General features: G+C 62.7%; 13 protein-coding genes. All 13 read left to right on the top strand.

The features are described 5' to 3' along the window. Positions 1-3: 3 nt before the first annotated feature. The 13 genes from AC04SG_RS02570 to AC04SG_RS02510 all read left to right on the top strand — a co-directional run bounded on the left by AC04SG_RS02570 (position 4) and on the right by AC04SG_RS02510 (position 16,378). Entirely contained in the window at positions 4-1,338 is a 1,335-nt protein-coding gene (locus tag AC04SG_RS02570; RefSeq protein ID WP_488549791.1) for a four-carbon acid sugar kinase family protein, read from the top strand. 287 nt (positions 1,339-1,625) lie between these two features. Further along, positions 1,626-3,155 carry an FGGY-family carbohydrate kinase gene (locus tag AC04SG_RS02565; RefSeq protein WP_488549790.1) on the top strand — a complete coding sequence of 510 codons (1,530 nt, stop codon included), beginning with the start codon at positions 1,626-1,628 and terminating at the stop codon, positions 3,153-3,155. Then, positions 3,152-3,928 carry a DeoR/GlpR family DNA-binding transcription regulator gene (locus tag AC04SG_RS02560; RefSeq protein ID WP_192259721.1) on the top strand — a complete coding sequence of 259 codons (777 nt, stop codon included), beginning with the start codon at positions 3,152-3,154 and terminating at the stop codon, positions 3,926-3,928. Before AC04SG_RS02565 ends, AC04SG_RS02560 begins: the two co-directional genes overlap by 4 nt. Next, a complete protein-coding gene (locus AC04SG_RS02555) occupies positions 3,925-5,637 on the top strand; it encodes a glycerol-3-phosphate dehydrogenase/oxidase (RefSeq protein ID WP_488549789.1) in 1,713 nt (570 codons plus the stop codon). The genes AC04SG_RS02560 and AC04SG_RS02555 overlap by 4 nt, the downstream gene beginning before the upstream one ends. Before the next feature lie 382 nt (positions 5,638-6,019). Continuing rightward, on the top strand, positions 6,020-7,042 hold the full coding sequence (locus AC04SG_RS02550) for a sugar-binding transcriptional regulator (RefSeq protein ID WP_488549788.1): 1,023 nt from the start codon (positions 6,020-6,022) through the stop codon (positions 7,040-7,042). 33 nt (positions 7,043-7,075) lie between these two features. Next, the gene (locus AC04SG_RS02545; protein ID WP_488549787.1) at positions 7,076-7,732 is read left to right on the top strand and encodes a DUF2291 family protein; all 657 of its coding nucleotides are present in this window, start codon (positions 7,076-7,078) and stop codon (positions 7,730-7,732) included. Further along, entirely contained in the window at positions 7,729-9,270 is a 1,542-nt protein-coding gene (locus tag AC04SG_RS02540) for a sugar ABC transporter ATP-binding protein (RefSeq protein WP_488549786.1), read from the top strand. Before AC04SG_RS02545 ends, AC04SG_RS02540 begins: the two co-directional genes overlap by 4 nt. Before the next feature lie 24 nt (positions 9,271-9,294). Next, positions 9,295-10,428 (top strand): ABC transporter permease, encoded by a 1,134-nt coding sequence (locus AC04SG_RS02535; protein ID WP_192259713.1) that lies wholly within the window; start codon positions 9,295-9,297, stop codon positions 10,426-10,428. A gap of 38 nt (positions 10,429-10,466) precedes the next feature. Next, on the top strand, positions 10,467-11,408 hold the full coding sequence (locus tag AC04SG_RS02530; RefSeq protein ID WP_081726801.1) for a D-ribose ABC transporter substrate-binding protein: 942 nt from the start codon (positions 10,467-10,469) through the stop codon (positions 11,406-11,408). Between the two features lie 107 nt (positions 11,409-11,515). After that, positions 11,516-13,075, top strand: coding sequence for an FGGY family carbohydrate kinase (locus tag AC04SG_RS02525; RefSeq protein ID WP_488549785.1), 1,560 nt, complete (start codon positions 11,516-11,518; stop codon positions 13,073-13,075). Then, a complete protein-coding gene (locus tag AC04SG_RS02520) occupies positions 13,072-14,589 on the top strand; it encodes a glycerol-3-phosphate dehydrogenase (RefSeq protein ID WP_488549784.1) in 1,518 nt (505 codons plus the stop codon). Before AC04SG_RS02525 ends, AC04SG_RS02520 begins: the two co-directional genes overlap by 4 nt. Next, the gene (locus AC04SG_RS02515) at positions 14,589-15,527 is read left to right on the top strand and encodes a sugar phosphate isomerase/epimerase family protein (RefSeq protein ID WP_488549783.1); all 939 of its coding nucleotides are present in this window, start codon (positions 14,589-14,591) and stop codon (positions 15,525-15,527) included. The genes AC04SG_RS02520 and AC04SG_RS02515 overlap by 1 nt, the downstream gene beginning before the upstream one ends. An 83-nt stretch (positions 15,528-15,610) precedes the next feature. Beyond that, positions 15,611-16,378 (top strand): triose-phosphate isomerase, encoded by a 768-nt coding sequence (locus AC04SG_RS02510; RefSeq protein ID WP_488549782.1) that lies wholly within the window; start codon positions 15,611-15,613, stop codon positions 16,376-16,378. Positions 16,379-16,385: the final 7 nt, after the last annotated feature.

The following is a 16,385-nucleotide window of genomic DNA, read 5'->3' as shown; positions in this document are numbered from 1 at the left end:
TCGATGCAAAACCTACTGCTCAGCTATTATGGCGACGACCTCACCGGTTCGACCGATGTGATGGAGGCGCTCGAGCTCGGCGGCGTGCCGACCGTGCTGTTCATGCGCCGGCCGAACGCGGCCATGCTTGCGCAGTTCAGCCATTGCCGAGCCATCGGACTGGCCGGCACCAGCCGCAGCGAGGCTCCGCTCTGGATGGACACGAACCTGCGCGAAGCCTTCGCCTGGCTGAAGACGCTGAACGCCGCGCTCTGCCACTACAAGGTCTGCTCGACCTTCGACTCCAGCCCGACGATCGGCAGCATCGGCCGCGCCATCGAGATCGGTCGCTCGGTCTTCGCGCAGGACAGCGTGCCACTGCTGGTCGGGGCGCCGCAGCTCAAGCGCTACACCGCCTTTGGCCATTTGTTCGCCGCCTATCGCGAAAAGTATTTCCGCATCGACCGCCATCCGGTGATGAGCCGCCACCCGACCACGCCGATGGATGAATCCGACCTGCTGATCCATCTGTCGCGGCAGACGGAGCTGACGTCGGGGCTGGTCGATCTCGCGACGCTGCAGTCGGCGGGCCGGTCTGAAGCGTTCGATCGCTTGTTCGCCGAGGGCACCGACATCGTGGTTGTCGATGTCGACAGCCGGGAGACGCAGGCGCTTGCCGGCAAGGAGATTTGGCGTGTCCGCAAGCCGGGCGGCTCTTTCGTCGTCGGCTCGTCCGGGATCGAATATGCGCTGCTGGCCGAATGGGTGTCGAACGGGACGGTCAGTGCTGAACCGAAATTTTCGCCGCCGGGGGCGGCCGACCGGGTCGCGGTGGTCTCGGGCAGTTGTTCGCCGACGACCGAACGACAGATCCGGCACGCTTTGACCGACGGCTTCGACGGCATCGAGGTCGATCCTGTCGAACTGATCTCCGAAGCGTCCGGAGATGCAATCGCGCGCGCAGTTTCTGCCGGCCGCTTCAGTCTGGAAGCCGGCCGCAGTGTGGTTCTCTACACCGCCCTTGGTCCCGCGGCGGACCGCGGCGCCGAAATCGACCGGCAGGAAGGTGCCCGCCACAAGCTTGGTCGCGGCCTTGGCGAACTGCTTCGCGCGCTGACGATCGAGCAGAATTTGCAACGCGTGGTCATTGCCGGCGGCGACACGTCGAGCCACGCGCTGGGCCAGATGGGTGTCGATGCGCTGACGGTGCGGATGCCGCTGCCGGCGTCGCCGGGCTCGCCGCTTTGCGTCGCTCACTCGCGCATCAAGGCCATCGATGGGCTGGAGGTGGCACTCAAGGGCGGGCAGGTCGGAACCGATCGCTATTTCAGCGCCATCCGTGACGGCCTTCGCAGTTGACAACGCGTCGGCGCCATCAACCGCGAGATCCATCCGTGCCTCGACTGGCACCGAGGCCTTAGTGAAAGCCTGGTCGACAACCTGAAACGCAATGGCTTGAACGGCATCGAAATTGTCGCGCATGTTGACGTTAAATTCACATAAAGATATGGGTTCTTTCTCGCGGCAAGGTGCTTTTATCGTTCGTCTGCCTTGCTCTATCGGGGTTGTCGCTATGTGTTTCGCCCTTGCATCAGACTGCAGGATCGCGCTGTAGCAATCGCCAGTTGCTGAAAGAGGCGGTGATCATGCCCAGCCTGCTCGGAATCGATAACGGTCTCACGGTCACCAAGGCGGTCATCTTCGATGCCGACGGCACGCAATTGTCTGTGGCGCGTCGCCGGGTGCCGCAATCTATGCCCCTTGCGCGTTCGGTGGAACGCGACATGGCGGGCCTGTGGCAAGCGACCGCCGACGCCATCAAGGAGGCGATCGCGCTTTCCGGCAGGCCGGCGGAGGACATCAAGGCGGTAGCGGCGACTGCGCATGGCGATGGTCTCTATCTGCTCGATCATGACCGTCAGCCTTTGGGACCAGGCATCCTATCGCTCGACAGCCGCGCCGGCGACATTGTCGACAGGTGGTCCGCCGGTACCGTTTTCACCGATGCGCTGGCGACGACAGGCCAGACGCCGCATGTTTCGGCGCCGTCGGCGCTGCTGGCATGGCTCAAGCAGAACGATCCTGATCGCTATGGCCGCATCGGCCATGTGCTGGCCTGCAAAGACTGGCTGCGCTTTTGCCTGACCGGCACGATAGGGACCGACCGTACGGAGGCCAGCACCTCATTCACGGATTTTCGCACGCAAGCCTATTCGCCCGAAGCACTGCGCATCTTCGGGATGGACGATCTGTTTGACGCGCTGCCGTCGGTGGCGCATTCGGCTGACATCGCCGGTCAAGTCACCGCCGATGCCGCCGAAAGGACTGGGCTTCGCAAGGGAACACCGGTCGCCTGCGGCCTACACGACGTGGCCGCCTCGGCGCTTGGCATGGGTGGCCATGAGGACGGCGTACTTGCCGTCGTCGCAGGTACCTATTCCATCAACGAAGTCGTCTCTTCGCAACCGCGCGTCGATCAGCGTTGGTTCTGCCGCAACGCAATCGACGCGGGCCGCTGGAACAACATGGCGATCTCGCCGGCCTCGACTGCGAACTACGACTGGTTTCTCGACACTTTCTGCTGCTTGGAGCAAGACAGAACAAACGCGGATGGCGGCTCCCTCCACGAATTGCTGGCGGGAGAGATCGACGCGGCGTTGAAGAAGCCCTCGACCATCCTGTTTCATCCCTATCTGTTCGGCTCTCCTTATGGCGACGTGGCCAGCGGCAGCTTTATCGGCCTGCATGGCTGGCACAATCGCGGCGACATGCTGAAGGCGGTTCTGGAAGGCATTGTCTTTAATCACCGCACCCATGTCGAGGCCTTGCGCGAAGGCTTTGCCGTTCGCGAGATCCGCCTGACCGGTGGCGGTTCGCGCAATCCTGCCTTCGTCCAGATGTTTGCCGACGTGCTGAACACTCCGGTCACCATCACCTCGACCGACGAGGCCGCGGCCCTGGGCGCCGCCCTTTGCGCGGGGGCCGCGGTCGGGATCTTCGCGACGCCGCAACAGGGCGCCAGGCAGGTCGGCATGACGGAGCGGAAATACCAGCCTGTGCCCGCCTCCAGTGCCGTATTCAATGAGCGATTTTCGCTCTACTGCCGCATAGCCGAGCAGATGAAGTCGCATTGGCCGGAAATCGAAAGGCTGGCACGGCCGGGGGAAAACGCATGATCAAGGCCGACGAACGACGCGAAGAGATCGCCGATTATGTGATCAAGCTCGGCCAGGTGCGCATCGACGATCTGGTCGAGCATTTCGGCGTGTCGCGCATGACCATCCACCGGCACATCGACCGGCTTGCGCAGCAGGGCGTGCTGCGCAAGCTGCATGGCGCGGTGACAGTTCAGCCCTCGGGTCTCTATGAGAGCGCCTTCCGCTACCGGGTGACGGTCAATCGAGCCGAGAAGGATGCCCTTGCGCGGGCAGCACTGGATTATGTCGAGGCCGGCCAGGTGGTGATGCTCGACGATTCATCGACGGCAAACGCGGTCGCGACGCTGCTGCTCGATGTCAAGCCGCTGACGGTTGTCACCAACAGCGTGTCGACGGCTGCGCTGCTGATCAATGTCGACGACCTCGACTTCATCTGTCTCGGCGGCCAGTATCACGGCACCTACAATGCCTATATCGGCATCGTCTGCGAGAACGCCGTGGCGCAGTTGCGCGCCAATGTGCTGATCTGTTCGGCTTCGGCCGTCACCGGAACCACTGCTTTCATCCAGGATCCGAATGTCGTGCGGGTCAAGCAGGCGATGATGGCCGCATCGGTCAAGCGCATCCTTTTGGTCGACCACGCAAAATTCGACCGGATCGCGCTGCATGTCTTCGACGATCTGACCAGTTTCGACGCCGTGCTGGTGACCGAGGGCCTGGGCGATGCGCAGGCGCAGAGCCTCGAACGGGCAGGGGTGAAGCTGCGCATCGTCAAGACGAAAGCGTCATGAGCCCAGCCGAAGGAGCAGGGGCGAAAAATCGCGCCGGACACCTCGTCGCGATGGCCGGGACCGGCGAGGTCGACGTCGTCATTCTTGGCGCCGGCGTAAACGGGGCAGGGCTGTTTCGCGATCTGTGCGCGCAAGGTGTCAGCTGCCTGATCGTCGACAAAGCGGATTTCGGCTCGGGCACCAGTGCCGCGCCGTCGAGGCTCATCCACGGTGGCCTGAAATATCTCGAGACCGGCGAGTTCGGGCTGGTGGCGCAGTCGACGCTCGAACGCAATCTGCTTCTGCAAAACGCCCCGCACTATGTCAGCCCGCTGCCGACCGTCATCCCGATCTTCTCATGGAGCAAGGGCATGCTGGCGGCGTTGCGAACGCTGTTCGGCTCGACCAGCGCGCCGCGCAGCCGCGGCGCCATACTGATCAAGATCGGCTTGATGATCTACGATTTCTACGGTTCGCGAAACCAGGTCATGCCGCGCCACCGCATGGTCGGACGGCGGCAGACGCTCAGCGAGATGCCGGCGCTCAATCCGGCGATCGTCGCCACCGGCACCTACTACGATGCCAAGATCAGCCACCCCGAGAGGCTGGTGCTGGAGCTGATCCTCGACGGCTTGCAGGCCCACGCCGCGTCTGCCAGTGCCAACTACACGACACTGGCGGCTTCAGCCAATGGCGTGCTCACCTTCCAGCCGGAAAACGGCACCGCTTTTTCGGTGCGGCCGAAGCTGGTGGTGAACGCCGCCGGTCCGTGGATCGATGACGTCAATGCGTTGCTTGGCGCGTCGTCGAAGATGATCGGCGGCACCAAGGGCTCGCATATCCTGTTAAAGCATGACGAACTGGTCAAAAGCCTCGCGGGGCGCATGCTCTATTTCGAAGCCGATGACGGCCGCATCTGCCTGGTTTACGACTATCTCGGCCTGGCGCTGGTCGGCTCGACCGACATCAAGGCCGACAATCCGGACGCGGTGCGCTGCGAACCCGAAGAAGTCGACTATCTGCTCGACAGCCTGCGAACGCTGCTGCCGGGCATGGCGTTCGAGCGCGACCAGATCGTCTATGCCTATAGCGGCATCCGACCCCTGCCGACGTCTGAAGCAGCGACGCCCGGACTGATCAGCCGCGATCATTCGGCACCGGTTGCCGAGCCGGAAGGCAACCGGCCCTTTGCAGTCATTTCGCTGGTCGGCGGCAAATGGACGACGTTCCGCGGCTTTGCCGAGGAAGTCGCTGACACCGTACTCGGGCGCTTGCAGCGCAGCCGCAAAGTGTCGACTCAGTCGATGCCGATCGGGGGTGGGAGGGATTTTCCGGCCAATGCCGCGGCGCGCGCGGACTGGTTGGCTGAGGCGCAGCAGGCAACGGGCGTCGAGCAAGGGCGCCTTGACCAATTGCTGTCGCGCTACGGGACCAGAGCCGCGCAGATCGCCAGGCACAGGTCGAATGATGAGAGTCGCCTGCCGGACTCGAACGGCTATAGCAAGGCTGAAATCGACTACATCGCGCGCAACGAATTCGTCGAACATTTGGCCGATGTCGTCATGCGTCGCAGCACTTTGGCGATAGGCGGTTCGCTGACGCACCGCGACCTGGAGGAGATTGCCGCGATCGTCGGGCGGGCGTCGGCGTGGAGCACGGAGCGCCTCGCGCGGGAAGTCGAAGCCGCGGTTGTCGAGCTCGAGGGCAGGAACCTGATGCGGCTGGACTGATCGCGCCATCGCCGACGCCGACAGTATTCTGGGGCAATCCGATCGGTTTGCCCTCGTTGCGCCCCTTGTGCATCAAACTTCCCATCTTACACCCAGATTGGGATTTTCATCGTCACCGAACATTTAAACAAAAACAAATGCTTATTCGCTGTTTCGGCTGCCGACGCTCAAGGGTCCATGTCGTCGTTGAACATGATATAACGCAAATTGACGTTAAATTAACGACGCCGTATGATCGCCTGGATATGTTGACCTCCTAATATGCTGCGTCGGCTGCCGATCCGTCGGCTGAGGCAACCATCTGCGGAGGATTGACAGCGATGCAAAGGTGTGAAAATTTTTGCATACAAAGATAATATTATCACCCTGGGGAGGGGATGGCTTGAAATCCGGCGGAACCGCGAACCGCGACCACGAGTCCAGCCTCGCCACGCGCGCGGCCTGGCTCCACTATGCCGGAGGTCTCACACAGGCTCAGGTGGCCAAGCGGCTTGGCCTGACCAGCCTCAAGGCGCATCGGCTGATCACTAAGGCCAACCAGGACGGCCTGGTCAGAGTGTTCATCGACGGAGATGTCGCCGAATGCGTCGACCTGGAGCAGCGCCTGACCGCCGCCTATGGGCTCGACTATTGCGAGGTGGTTCCCGATCTCGATCAGGGCGAACTGCCGCTCAAAGGTCTAGGCATTGCCGGCGCCCAGTTCCTCAAGCGCGAAATCGATCGCGGCGAAGACATGCTGATCGGCGTCGGCCATGGCCGCACGCTTGCGGCCAGCGTCGAATATCTGACACGCACCACTGCTGCGCACATCCGTTTTGTCTCGTTGCTTGGCGGGGTAACGCGCAAATTCGCCGCCAACCCGCACGACGTCATGCATCGCCTGGCTGAGCGGACCGGCGCGCAGGCTTTTGTCATGCCGGTGCCTTTTGTCGCCAACACCGCCGAGGACCGTGAGGTGCTGCTTGGCCAGCGTGGCATCAGCGATGTCTTTGCGCTCGCCAGCCGGTCCGACCTGATGTTCGTCGGAATAGGCACGGCCGAGCGGGAAGCGTCGCTGGTCGCCACAGGCATGATCGAGCCGTCCGAAATCGACGATGTCAAACGTGACGGTGGCGTCGGCGAATTGCTTGCGCATTTCTTCGACGACAAGGGCCGCCCGGTCGAAACGGCGCTGTCGGAAAGAATCCTGGCGCTGTCCCGCGACCAGCTGAAGGGCCGCAGGATCGTCGCGGTGGCCGGCGGCAAGGTGAAAGTACGGGCCATCAAGGCGGTGCTCGAAAGCCGTTATCTGAGCGGCCTGATCACTGACGAATGCACCGCCAGGGCACTGATCGAACAGGGCCGGCTCGAGAGTGCATCCGGTGCAACGAAACGCCGCGTGAACGGAGGATCGTCGAATGCGTGACAACGGAAAATCCGCTTCGCTGGTGGTTGTATCATGAGCGCCAAGGCTGCCACCGCATCGCCCCGGCAGACTTCGCCCGGCTTGCGCCGCGCACTTGCCGGCGCCGCAGTCCTGATTCTGCTCGGCGCTATGGCGCTCGATACCAAAATCGTCAAGATCGGCTCTGCCGGCGATGTTCGCAACGCCATGTTCTCCGCAGCCGACTACGGCAAGTCGGAATTTCCCAAGGTGCAGGCCGACGTCGAGACGCGTGCCGCCGATGCGGTGACGGTGGCGACGGCGATCGCCAAGGACAGGGCGACGGCCGAGAAAGAATACGGCGTGCCCGCGGGTGTCGGGCCGGTCATCTCGGTCAAGTTCACCGGCGTCGTCGGCGAGGGAAAGTCGGGCATCTACAAGGTCGCCATCGACGGTTTGCCGGACACGTTGACGGTCCGCGTACAGACAGGGCCGGCGATCAACGGCACCGAGCTTCGCGACGCCACCGGCAAGATCACCTTCGGTCAGTTCACTAACCAGATCGAATACCAAGACGCCGGCTCGGCGCTGAACAACGAGATGAAAAAAGAGGTGCTGACGAAAGTCGATACCGGCGCCTTGACCGGCAAGACCATAGCGGTGGTCGGCGCCTTCAAGCTGGTCAATCCGAAGAGCTGGCTGGTCACGCCGGTGAGGCTGGACGTCAAATGACAACGGCTTCCGGCACAGAACCCGCGACTGGCGACGCCGTGCTTTCGGCGCGCAATGTCGTCATGTCGTATGGAGGCGTTCACGCGCTCAAAGGCGTCAACTTCGACATCCATCGCGGCAAGGTCACCACCCTGTTTGGAGAGAATGGCGCCGGCAAGTCGACGCTGATGAAGATCCTGTCCGGCGTGGTGACGCCGACATCCGGCGACATCGTGCTCGATGGCAATCTCGTCAGCTTTTCCTCGTCTTCGGATGCGCGCGATCGCGGCATTTCGATCATCCACCAGGAGCTCAGCCTGGCGCCGAATCTGAGCGTTCGCGACAACATCTTCATGGGCCGCGAACTGCGCACCAGAACCGGCCTCGACTTCGCCGAGGAGTCGCGCCAGGCGCGGGCGCTGATGGCCGACCTCGAAGAAGACATCGATCCGATGACCCTGGTCGAGGATCTGCGCCTTGGGCAGCAGCAGATCGTCGAGATCGCTCGCGCATTGTCGGTCGATTCCCGCATCCTGATCATGGACGAGCCGACCTCCGCACTCAGTGCCGCAGAGGTGGAGGTGCTGTTCAAGGTGATCCGCGACCTGACCAGCCGCGGCGTCTCGATCGTCTACATATCGCATCACCTCGAAGAGGCGCTGCAGATCACCGACTATGCCGTCGTGCTGCGCGACGGATCGATCACGGCGACGGCCGAGGCCAAGGACATCGATCTCGAATGGATCGTCCGCAACATGGTAGGCGAGAATTTTGACCTCGGCTCGCCGCCGACCGGCCATGCGTTTGGCGAGGTCGCGCTTTCGATCAAGGATGTCAGCGTCACCGACACTTCGGGTTCAGGCTACTCGGTCGTCGATCACCTGTCGCTGGACGTCAAAGCGGGCGAGATCGTCTGCATCTATGGGCTGATGGGCGCCGGGCGCACGGAATTGCTGGAAGCTGTTGCCGGACGCGTGCCGATGGCGGGCGGGCGGGCGCTGCTGGAAGGCGAGGACGTCTCGGGGCTGACCATTGCCCAGCGCATCGCCAGGGGCCTGGTGCTGGTGCCCGAGGACCGCCAGCGCGACGGCCTGGTCCAGACCATGACCGTCGGCCGCAATCTGTCGCTTGCCAGCATCGAAGCGTTCGCCAAAGGCTTGTTCCTCTCCCGGCCCAGGGAACGCGCCCTGATCGACGACTCGATTCGCAAGGTGACCATCAAGACCGCCGGCGGCCACGCCATGATCGGATCGCTGTCCGGCGGCAATCAGCAGAAGGTCGTCATCGGCAAGATGCTGACGACCAATCCCAAGGTCATCCTTCTCGACGAGCCGAGCCGCGGCATCGATGTTGGCGCCAAGGCCGAAGTCTTCCGTCTGCTCAGTGAGCGCGCTGCGCAAGGCCTGGCGGTCATCTTCTCGACCTCGGAGGTCAATGAGTGCCTCAGCATCGCCCACCGCATCGTCGTCATGCGGCGCGGCAAGATTTCAGCCGAGTTCGGCGCGAACGCCACCAAAGAGCAGATCATGGCCGCCTCCGGCGAAGCCGTGGTCGCCTGATCCCAGAATTTCGGAGCCCCGATCATGACCGATGTCAGCCAGGCCAGCAAACAATCCAGCCCCAGCGCGGGCGGCGAGGGCTTCGACGTGGCCAAGCTGCTGCTCGAGGGTCGGGCTTTCTTTGCCCTGATCGTCATCATCGTCGTCTTCTCGATCCTGTCGCCCTACTACCTCTCGGTGGCGAACTTCCTGACCATGGCCTCGCATGTCGCCATCTTCGGGATTCTCGCCGTCGGCATGCTGCTTGTCATCCTCAATGGCGGCATCGACCTGTCGGTGGGCTCGACGCTTGGGCTTGCCGGCGTCGTTGCCGGATTTCTGATGCAGGGCGTGACGCTGACCTGGCTGGGCGTCGTTCTCTACCCTCCGGTCTGGGTGGTGGCGGTGCTGGCCTGCATGCTGGGCGCCGCTGTGGGTCTGGTCAACGGCGTGCTGATCGCGCGGTTCAAGGTTCCGGCCTTCGTCGCCACGCTCGGCGTCATGTACATGGCGCGCGGCCTGGCGCTGCTGATGACCAGTGGCCTGACCTACAACAATCTTGGCGGCAAGCCGGAGCTGGGCAACACCGGCTTCGACGCGCTCGGCTTCAACCGGCTGTTCGGCGTGCCGACCGGCGTGGTGGTGCTGGTGGTCATCGCGCTGATCGGCAGCATCGTCTTGAACCGCACCGCTTTCGGCCGCTGGCTCTACGCCTCGGGCGGCAATGAGCGCGCCGCCGAACTCTCCGGCGTTCCGGTCAAGACGGTGCAGATTTCCGTCTATGTGCTTTCAGGCATCTGCGCCGCCATTGCCGGCCTGATCCTGTCCTCGCAGCTGACCTCGGCCGGACCGACCGCGGGCACCACCTACGAATTGACGGCCATCGCGGCCGTCGTCATCGGCGGCGCGGCGCTGACCGGCGGGCGCGGCAACATCCGCGGCACCTTGCTCGGGGCCTTCGTCATCGGCTTCCTGTCCGACGGTCTGGTGATCATCGGCATCTCATCCTACTGGCAGACAGTGTTCACCGGCGCCGTCATCGTGCTCGCCGTGCTCCTCAATGCCGTTCAGTATCGCCGCCGTAGCAAGCTTCCAGCTTCCACGGGCGGCCAACCGACTTCTCAGAAACGGGGGAAGGCCGAACCGGCCAATCCTGCCCAAGGGAAGACTGCCGGGTGACCGGCAGCAACACCGCGTAAATCATTGGAGGAATGTACATGAAAATCGTGCTTAGAAGTTTGCTTGCTGCCGCAATGGTGGTTGGGTTTAGCGCGGCCGCATCGGCCGCGGGCCTGATCTCGATCATCGTCAACGATCCGGCCAATCCCTACTGGCTGACCGAAGGCAACGTCGCCAAGGCTGAGGCCGAAAAGCTCGGCTATACGGCCAATGTCGCTGCCCACAAGGGTGACACCAACACGGAAAGCAATCTGATCGACACCGCCATCACCAACAAGTCGGTGGCGATCATCCTCGACCCGGCCAATGCCGATGGTTCGGTCGGCGCGGTGAAGAAGGCGATTGCCGCCAACATCCCGGTTTTCCTCGTCAATGCCGAGATCAACCAAGAGGGCCTCGCCAAGGGACAGCTCGTCTCCAACAACGCGCAGGGTGCGGCTCTCGGTGCCCAGCAGTGGGTGCAGGCGGTCGGTGAAAAGGGCAAGTATGTCGAATTGCTCGGCGCCCCGTCGGACAACAACGCCGCCACGCGCTCGAACGGCTACGCGACCGTGCTGAGCCAGTATCCGGATCTCGAAAAGGCTGCTTCGCAGGTCGCCAACTGGGATCGTACCCAGGGCCACGACAAGATGCAGAGCATGCTGCAGGCCAATCCCGACATCATCGCCGTGATCAGCGGCAATGACGAAATGGCGCTTGGTGCGGTTGCGGCGCTGAAGGAAGCCGGCAAGCTCGCCGGCATCAAGGTCGGCGGCTTTGATGGCTCGCCGGATGCGGTTGCGGCCATCAAGTCCGGCGAACTGCAGTACACCGTGCTTCAGCCGGTGGCCATCTTCTCGGCGAAGGCCGTGCAGCAGGCGGACTCGTTCATCAAGACGGGCGCCACCGGTGCCACCAGCGAGAAGCAGCTGTTCGACTGCCTGCTCATCACCAAGGACAATGTGGACAAGTACACCGCACCCTTCGTGCTGTCGGAATGAAACCTGCACAGGGGGTGTCCTTGCGGACACTCCCTGCCTCTTTTTGGCCTTAGACAAACAAAGACCGTGCTTGTGAATTGCCTTCATAACCATCCGGAACTTGCCGCATGAAAGACCTGCTGATCGGGATCGACGCGGGAACCTCCGTGATCAAATCGGTCGCTTTCGATCTTTCGGGGCGGCAGCTTGCCATGGCGTCGGTGACCAACAGCTTCGTCACGCTGGAAGGCGGCGGCGCCGAGCAGGATCTCGATCAAACCTGGCGCGATATGGTTCAGACGGTTCGCGAACTGGCGACGAAAATTCCCGATCTCGCGCGGCGAATTGCGGCGGTGGCGATCACAGGGCAGGGCGACGGTACCTGGCTTATCGATGGCGACGGCATGCCGGTCGGGCGCGCCTGGCTCTGGCTCGATGCCCGCGCCGGCCATCTGGTGGACGAGATGCGCTGCGATGCCCGAGATCGCACACGGTTCGAGATCACCGGCACCGGGCTCAACGCCTGCCAGCAGGGCGCTCAGCTCAGCTGGCTGAAAAGGAACAGCCCGGAAATTCTGGAGCGGGCCGCCACCGCCTTTCATTGCAAGGACTGGCTCTATTTCAAAATGACCGGCGAGCGCGCCACCGATCCGTCGGAAGGCACATTCACTTTCGGCGATTTCCGCTCGCGCAGCTATTCCGACGCGGTGCTCGACATTCTGGATCTGACGACACATCAGCGCTTGTTGCCGCCCATGCTCGAAGGCACGACCGACCATCACCCGCTGTCGCCATCGGCGGCGAGAGAGACCGGCCTGCTCGAATGCACGCCGGTGGTGCTGGGTTACGTGGATATGGTCAGCACCGCGCTCGGAGCCGGCCTCTACGATCCAAGCGGCAATGTCGGCTGCACGATCATCGGCTCCACCGGCATTCACACGCGCCTGGCGCGCACCGCCGACGATGTCGTGCTCAACGACAATGCGTCTGGCTATACGATCGCCATGCCGGTTCCCGGCGCCTATGCGCAACTGCAATCCAACATGGCGGCGACGCTCAACATAGACTGGCTGCTTGGCCTGGCGCGCGACGTGCTGACTGCCAGCGGTGCCAGGCCTTCGCGCGACGAATTGCTGAAAGCACTCGATGCCTGGGTCGAAGGATCGGAGCCGGGATCGCTGGTCTATCAGCCCTATATCTCCCTCGCCGGCGAACGCGGACCGTTTGTCGATCCCGATGCGCGGGCAGGCTTCATCGGCCTTTCGGTCAAGCACGGTTTTGGCGATCTGGCGCGCGCGGTTCTTGAGGGATTGGCCTTCGCGGCGCGCGATTGCTACCAGGCAATGGGCGCGGTGCCGGGCGAAATCCGCCTGTCGGGCGGCGCGGCGCGCAGCCCTTCGCTGCGCGGCATCATCGCCGCAGTGACCCGCGCGCAAGTCAGGACGAGCAGCCGCCAGGAAGCCGGTGCGGCGGGTGCGGCGATGATGGCCGCGGTCGGGCTTGGCGTTTATCGCTCCATGGATGATTGCTGCGCCGAATGGGTGACACCACTTCTGGGCGAATGCGACACCTATGACGTGGCGCTTTCCCAAACCTACGATGCGCTGTTTCCATCCTTCGTCGCGGCGCGCCAGGCGCTGCGGCCGGTGTGGAAAGGCATGGCGCACCGCACAGGAGCAAAGTCTTGAGTGATACGTCAGATGTTGTCGATCTCTTTGTGATTGGCGGCGGCGTCAACGGCGCCGGGATAGCGCGCGATGCGGCCGGTCGAGGGCTGTCGGTCATCCTGTGCGAGAAGGATGATCTGGCGCAAGGCACCAGTTCGCGTTCCGGCAAGCTGGTGCATGGCGGCCTGCGCTATCTCGAATATTACGAGTTCCGGTTGGTGCGCGAAGCGCTGATCGAACGCGAGGTGCTGCTTGAGGCGGCGCCGCACATTATATGGCCGATGCGCTTCGTGCTGCCGCATAGCCCCGAGGACAGGCCGGCATGGCTTGTCCGGCTCGGGCTGTTTCTCTATGACCATCTTGGCGGCCGCAAGCGACTGCCGGGAACGAGGACGCTGAACCTAAGAACGGCACCGGAAGGGGCGCCGATCAAGGACGAATTCAAGCTCGGCTTCGAATATTCCGACTGCTGGGTCGATGACGCCAGGCTGGTGCTGCTCAATGCGCTTGACGCCAGTCAGCGCGGCGCAAAAGTCTTCACTCGCACTGCCTGTATTGCTGCCAGGCGCGAAGGCGGCCTGTGGTCGATCGACATGCAGGACGGCCGCACCGGTGCTGTGACGAGGGTCCGCGCACGCGGGCTGGCCAACGCGGCAGGGCCGTGGGTCAACGACATTATCAGCCGAGTTGCCGGGCAGAATTCCACCCGCAACGTTCGCCTGGTGAAAGGCAGCCATATCGTCGTGCCCAAATTCTGGGAAGGACGGCAGGCCTACCTCATCCAGAACAGCGACAAGCGGGTGATTTTCGTCAACCCGTATGAGAACGATCTGGCGCTGATCGGCACCACCGACATTCCCTATGAAGGCAAGCCCGAGGAAGTGGCCGCCGAGGCCAGCGAAGTCGATTACCTGATCAAGGTGGTCAATCGCTACTTCAAGCGCCAGCTGACTGCGCAGGACGTGGTCTACAGTTTCTCAGGTGTGCGACCGCTCTATGACGACAATGCCGACAACCCAAGCGCGGTGACACGCGACTACATCTTCGAACTCGACGCCCCGAATGGCGGCGCGCCGCTGCTTTCGGTGTTCGGCGGCAAGATCACCACCTTCCGCAAGTTGTCCGAACATGCGCTGGAAAAAATCCAGCCATTCTTCCCGACGATGAAGAAAGCCTGGACCGCCAAAATTCCCTTGCCGGGGGGCGACCTGCCCAACGTGGATTTCGAGCAGTTTTTGAGCGATCTGCACGCCGAGTTTTCCTCGCTTAGCCCGTCGCTGGTGAAGCACTATGCGCGAAGCTACGGCACGCGCACGCGCGCTTTGCTGAAAGGGGTGAAAAACGAAGCCGATCTCGGCCGTCGTTTTGGCCCGGATTTCTTTGAGCGTGAAGCTGCCTTCCTGTTCGAGACCGAATGGGCGATGACTGCTGCCGATGTTCTCGAACGCCGCACCAAGCACGGGTTGCACATCAATGCGGCCGAGCGGAAAACATTTGAAGACTGGTGTGCTAACATCATGGCGGCGGCAAACTGATGGCCTTCACGCTTTCTCTCAACACCAATCCGCTGGTTAATCGTTTCGCTGATCCCGACGATTTGATCGACGCCATTGCCTATGGCATCGGCATCCGCGACGTGCAGCTGACGCATGAATTCGTCAATCCGGGCTGGCCGGCGGCAACGATTGCCAAATTCCTGCGCCTGTTTAACAGCGCCCTGGCGCGGACCGGCGTGCGTGTCACCTCAGGGATGACCGGGCCTTATGGCAGGCTCAACCATTTCGGCCATCCGGACGCAGATGTGCGCCGCTACTATGTCGACTGGTTCAAGACCTTTGCCGACATCTCCGCCGAACTCGGCGCTTCGGGCATGGGCACACAGTTCGCCATCTTCACCTATCAGGATTATGACGATCCGCACCGGCGGGCAGCGCTTCTCGACGTCGCGCTCGAATGCTGGCGCGAAGTGGCCGAGCATGCCAAGGCAGCCGGCCTGACCTATCTGTTCTGGGAGCCGATGTCGGTGGGGCGGGAGTTTGGCCATACGATCGAAAGCTGCGTTGACCTGCAGGGCGCCATCGACGCGGCCAAGCTGCCGATCCCGATGAAAATGATGGTCGACATCGACCATGGCGACGTCACCTCGCCCAACCCCGCCGACACCGATCCCTATGCCTGGGCGAAAGCCTTTCCGCTGCAATCGCCGATCATCCATATCAAGCAGTCGTCCATGAACAAGGGTGGCCACTGGCCGTTCACGGCCGCCTACAACAAGGATGGTCGCATCCTTCCACAGAAGTTGCTCGACACCGTGCGACAGGGCGGCGGAACCGACAATGAGATTTGCCTTGAACTTTCGTTCCGGGAGAGGGAACCGGTCGATCATCAGGTGATTGCAATGATCCGCGAGTCGGTGGATTTCTGGGCGCCTTACATCGACAGCGGCCGCGACGATCTCAAGCCTCGGGCCTGAGGGAAAACGCCGGCTCGAAAGCCGGCGCCGATGCTGGCCGGGAAAACACGCGTCGTCCGAATTTCGGATCGAAGGAGAAAAGAATGACCCCATATTGGGTCGGCACGAGCTGGAAGATGAACAAGACGCTGGCGGAGGCATTGCAGTTCGCCGATGCACTGGCGGCCTTCGTGCCCGGTTTCGATCCGGCGATACAGCCTTTCGTCATTCCGCCGTTCACCGCGGTGCGGCAGGTGAAGGCGGCGCTCGCCAACACCCACGTGAAGGTCGGTGCCCAGAACATGCATTGGGCCGATGCCGGCGCCTGGACGGGAGAGATTTCGCCGGTGATGCTGAGGGATTGCGGGCTGGACCTGATCGAGCTTGGCCATAGCGAGCGTCGCGAGCATTTCGGCGAAACGGATGCGACGGTGGGATTGAAGACGGCGGCGGCGGTCAGGCATGGCCTGGTGCCGCTGATCTGCGTTGGCGAGACGTTGGCCGAGCGCGAAGGGGGCCGCGCCGATCATGTCCTGACCGCGCAGGTTCTCGGTGCACTGCAGGGCTTGAAGGAGGACGAACTGTCGGCCGAAATCCTCTTTGCCTATGAGCCGGTCTGGGCGATCGGCGAGAAAGGCATTCCAGCAAGCGCGGATTATGCCGACAAGCAGCAGGCCCTGATCAAGCAGGTCGCCCAAAGCCGTTTGCCGGACGCCCCGCTTGTGCTTTACGGCGGCAGCGTCAATCCAGGCAACACGGCCGAACTGATCGGCCAGCCCCATATCGACGGGCTGTTCATCGGCCGCTCGGCGTGGCAACCGGAAGGTTACATCGACATTCTAAAAAAGGCGTCGGCCGCAATCGAGCGCTGACCGCGAA

The sequence above is a fragment of the Mesorhizobium sp. CNPSo 4684 genome (assembly GCF_057784315.1).
This window is presented reverse-complemented; position numbering and strand designations above follow the sequence as displayed.

What these genes read in the sequence shown, in the direction of transcription:
- AC04SG_RS02545 (WP_488549787.1), top strand. Translation starts at nt 7,076, where the DNA reads ATGAGCGCCAAGGCTGCCACCGCATCGCCCCGGCAGACTTCGCCCGGC.
- AC04SG_RS02555 (WP_488549789.1), top strand. Translation starts at nt 3,925, where the DNA reads ATGAGCCCAGCCGAAGGAGCAGGGGCGAAAAATCGCGCCGGACACCTC.
- AC04SG_RS02530 (WP_081726801.1), top strand. Translation starts at nt 10,467, where the DNA reads ATGAAAATCGTGCTTAGAAGTTTGCTTGCTGCCGCAATGGTGGTTGGG.
- AC04SG_RS02535 (WP_192259713.1), top strand. Translation starts at nt 9,295, where the DNA reads ATGACCGATGTCAGCCAGGCCAGCAAACAATCCAGCCCCAGCGCGGGC.
- AC04SG_RS02570 (WP_488549791.1), top strand. Translation starts at nt 4, where the DNA reads ATGCAAAACCTACTGCTCAGCTATTATGGCGACGACCTCACCGGTTCG.
- AC04SG_RS02515 (WP_488549783.1), top strand. Translation starts at nt 14,589, where the DNA reads ATGGCCTTCACGCTTTCTCTCAACACCAATCCGCTGGTTAATCGTTTC.
- AC04SG_RS02525 (WP_488549785.1), top strand. Translation starts at nt 11,516, where the DNA reads ATGAAAGACCTGCTGATCGGGATCGACGCGGGAACCTCCGTGATCAAA.
- AC04SG_RS02560 (WP_192259721.1), top strand. Translation starts at nt 3,152, where the DNA reads ATGATCAAGGCCGACGAACGACGCGAAGAGATCGCCGATTATGTGATC.
- AC04SG_RS02565 (WP_488549790.1), top strand. Translation starts at nt 1,626, where the DNA reads ATGCCCAGCCTGCTCGGAATCGATAACGGTCTCACGGTCACCAAGGCG.
- AC04SG_RS02510 (WP_488549782.1), top strand. Translation starts at nt 15,611, where the DNA reads ATGACCCCATATTGGGTCGGCACGAGCTGGAAGATGAACAAGACGCTG.
- AC04SG_RS02540 (WP_488549786.1), top strand. Translation starts at nt 7,729, where the DNA reads ATGACAACGGCTTCCGGCACAGAACCCGCGACTGGCGACGCCGTGCTT.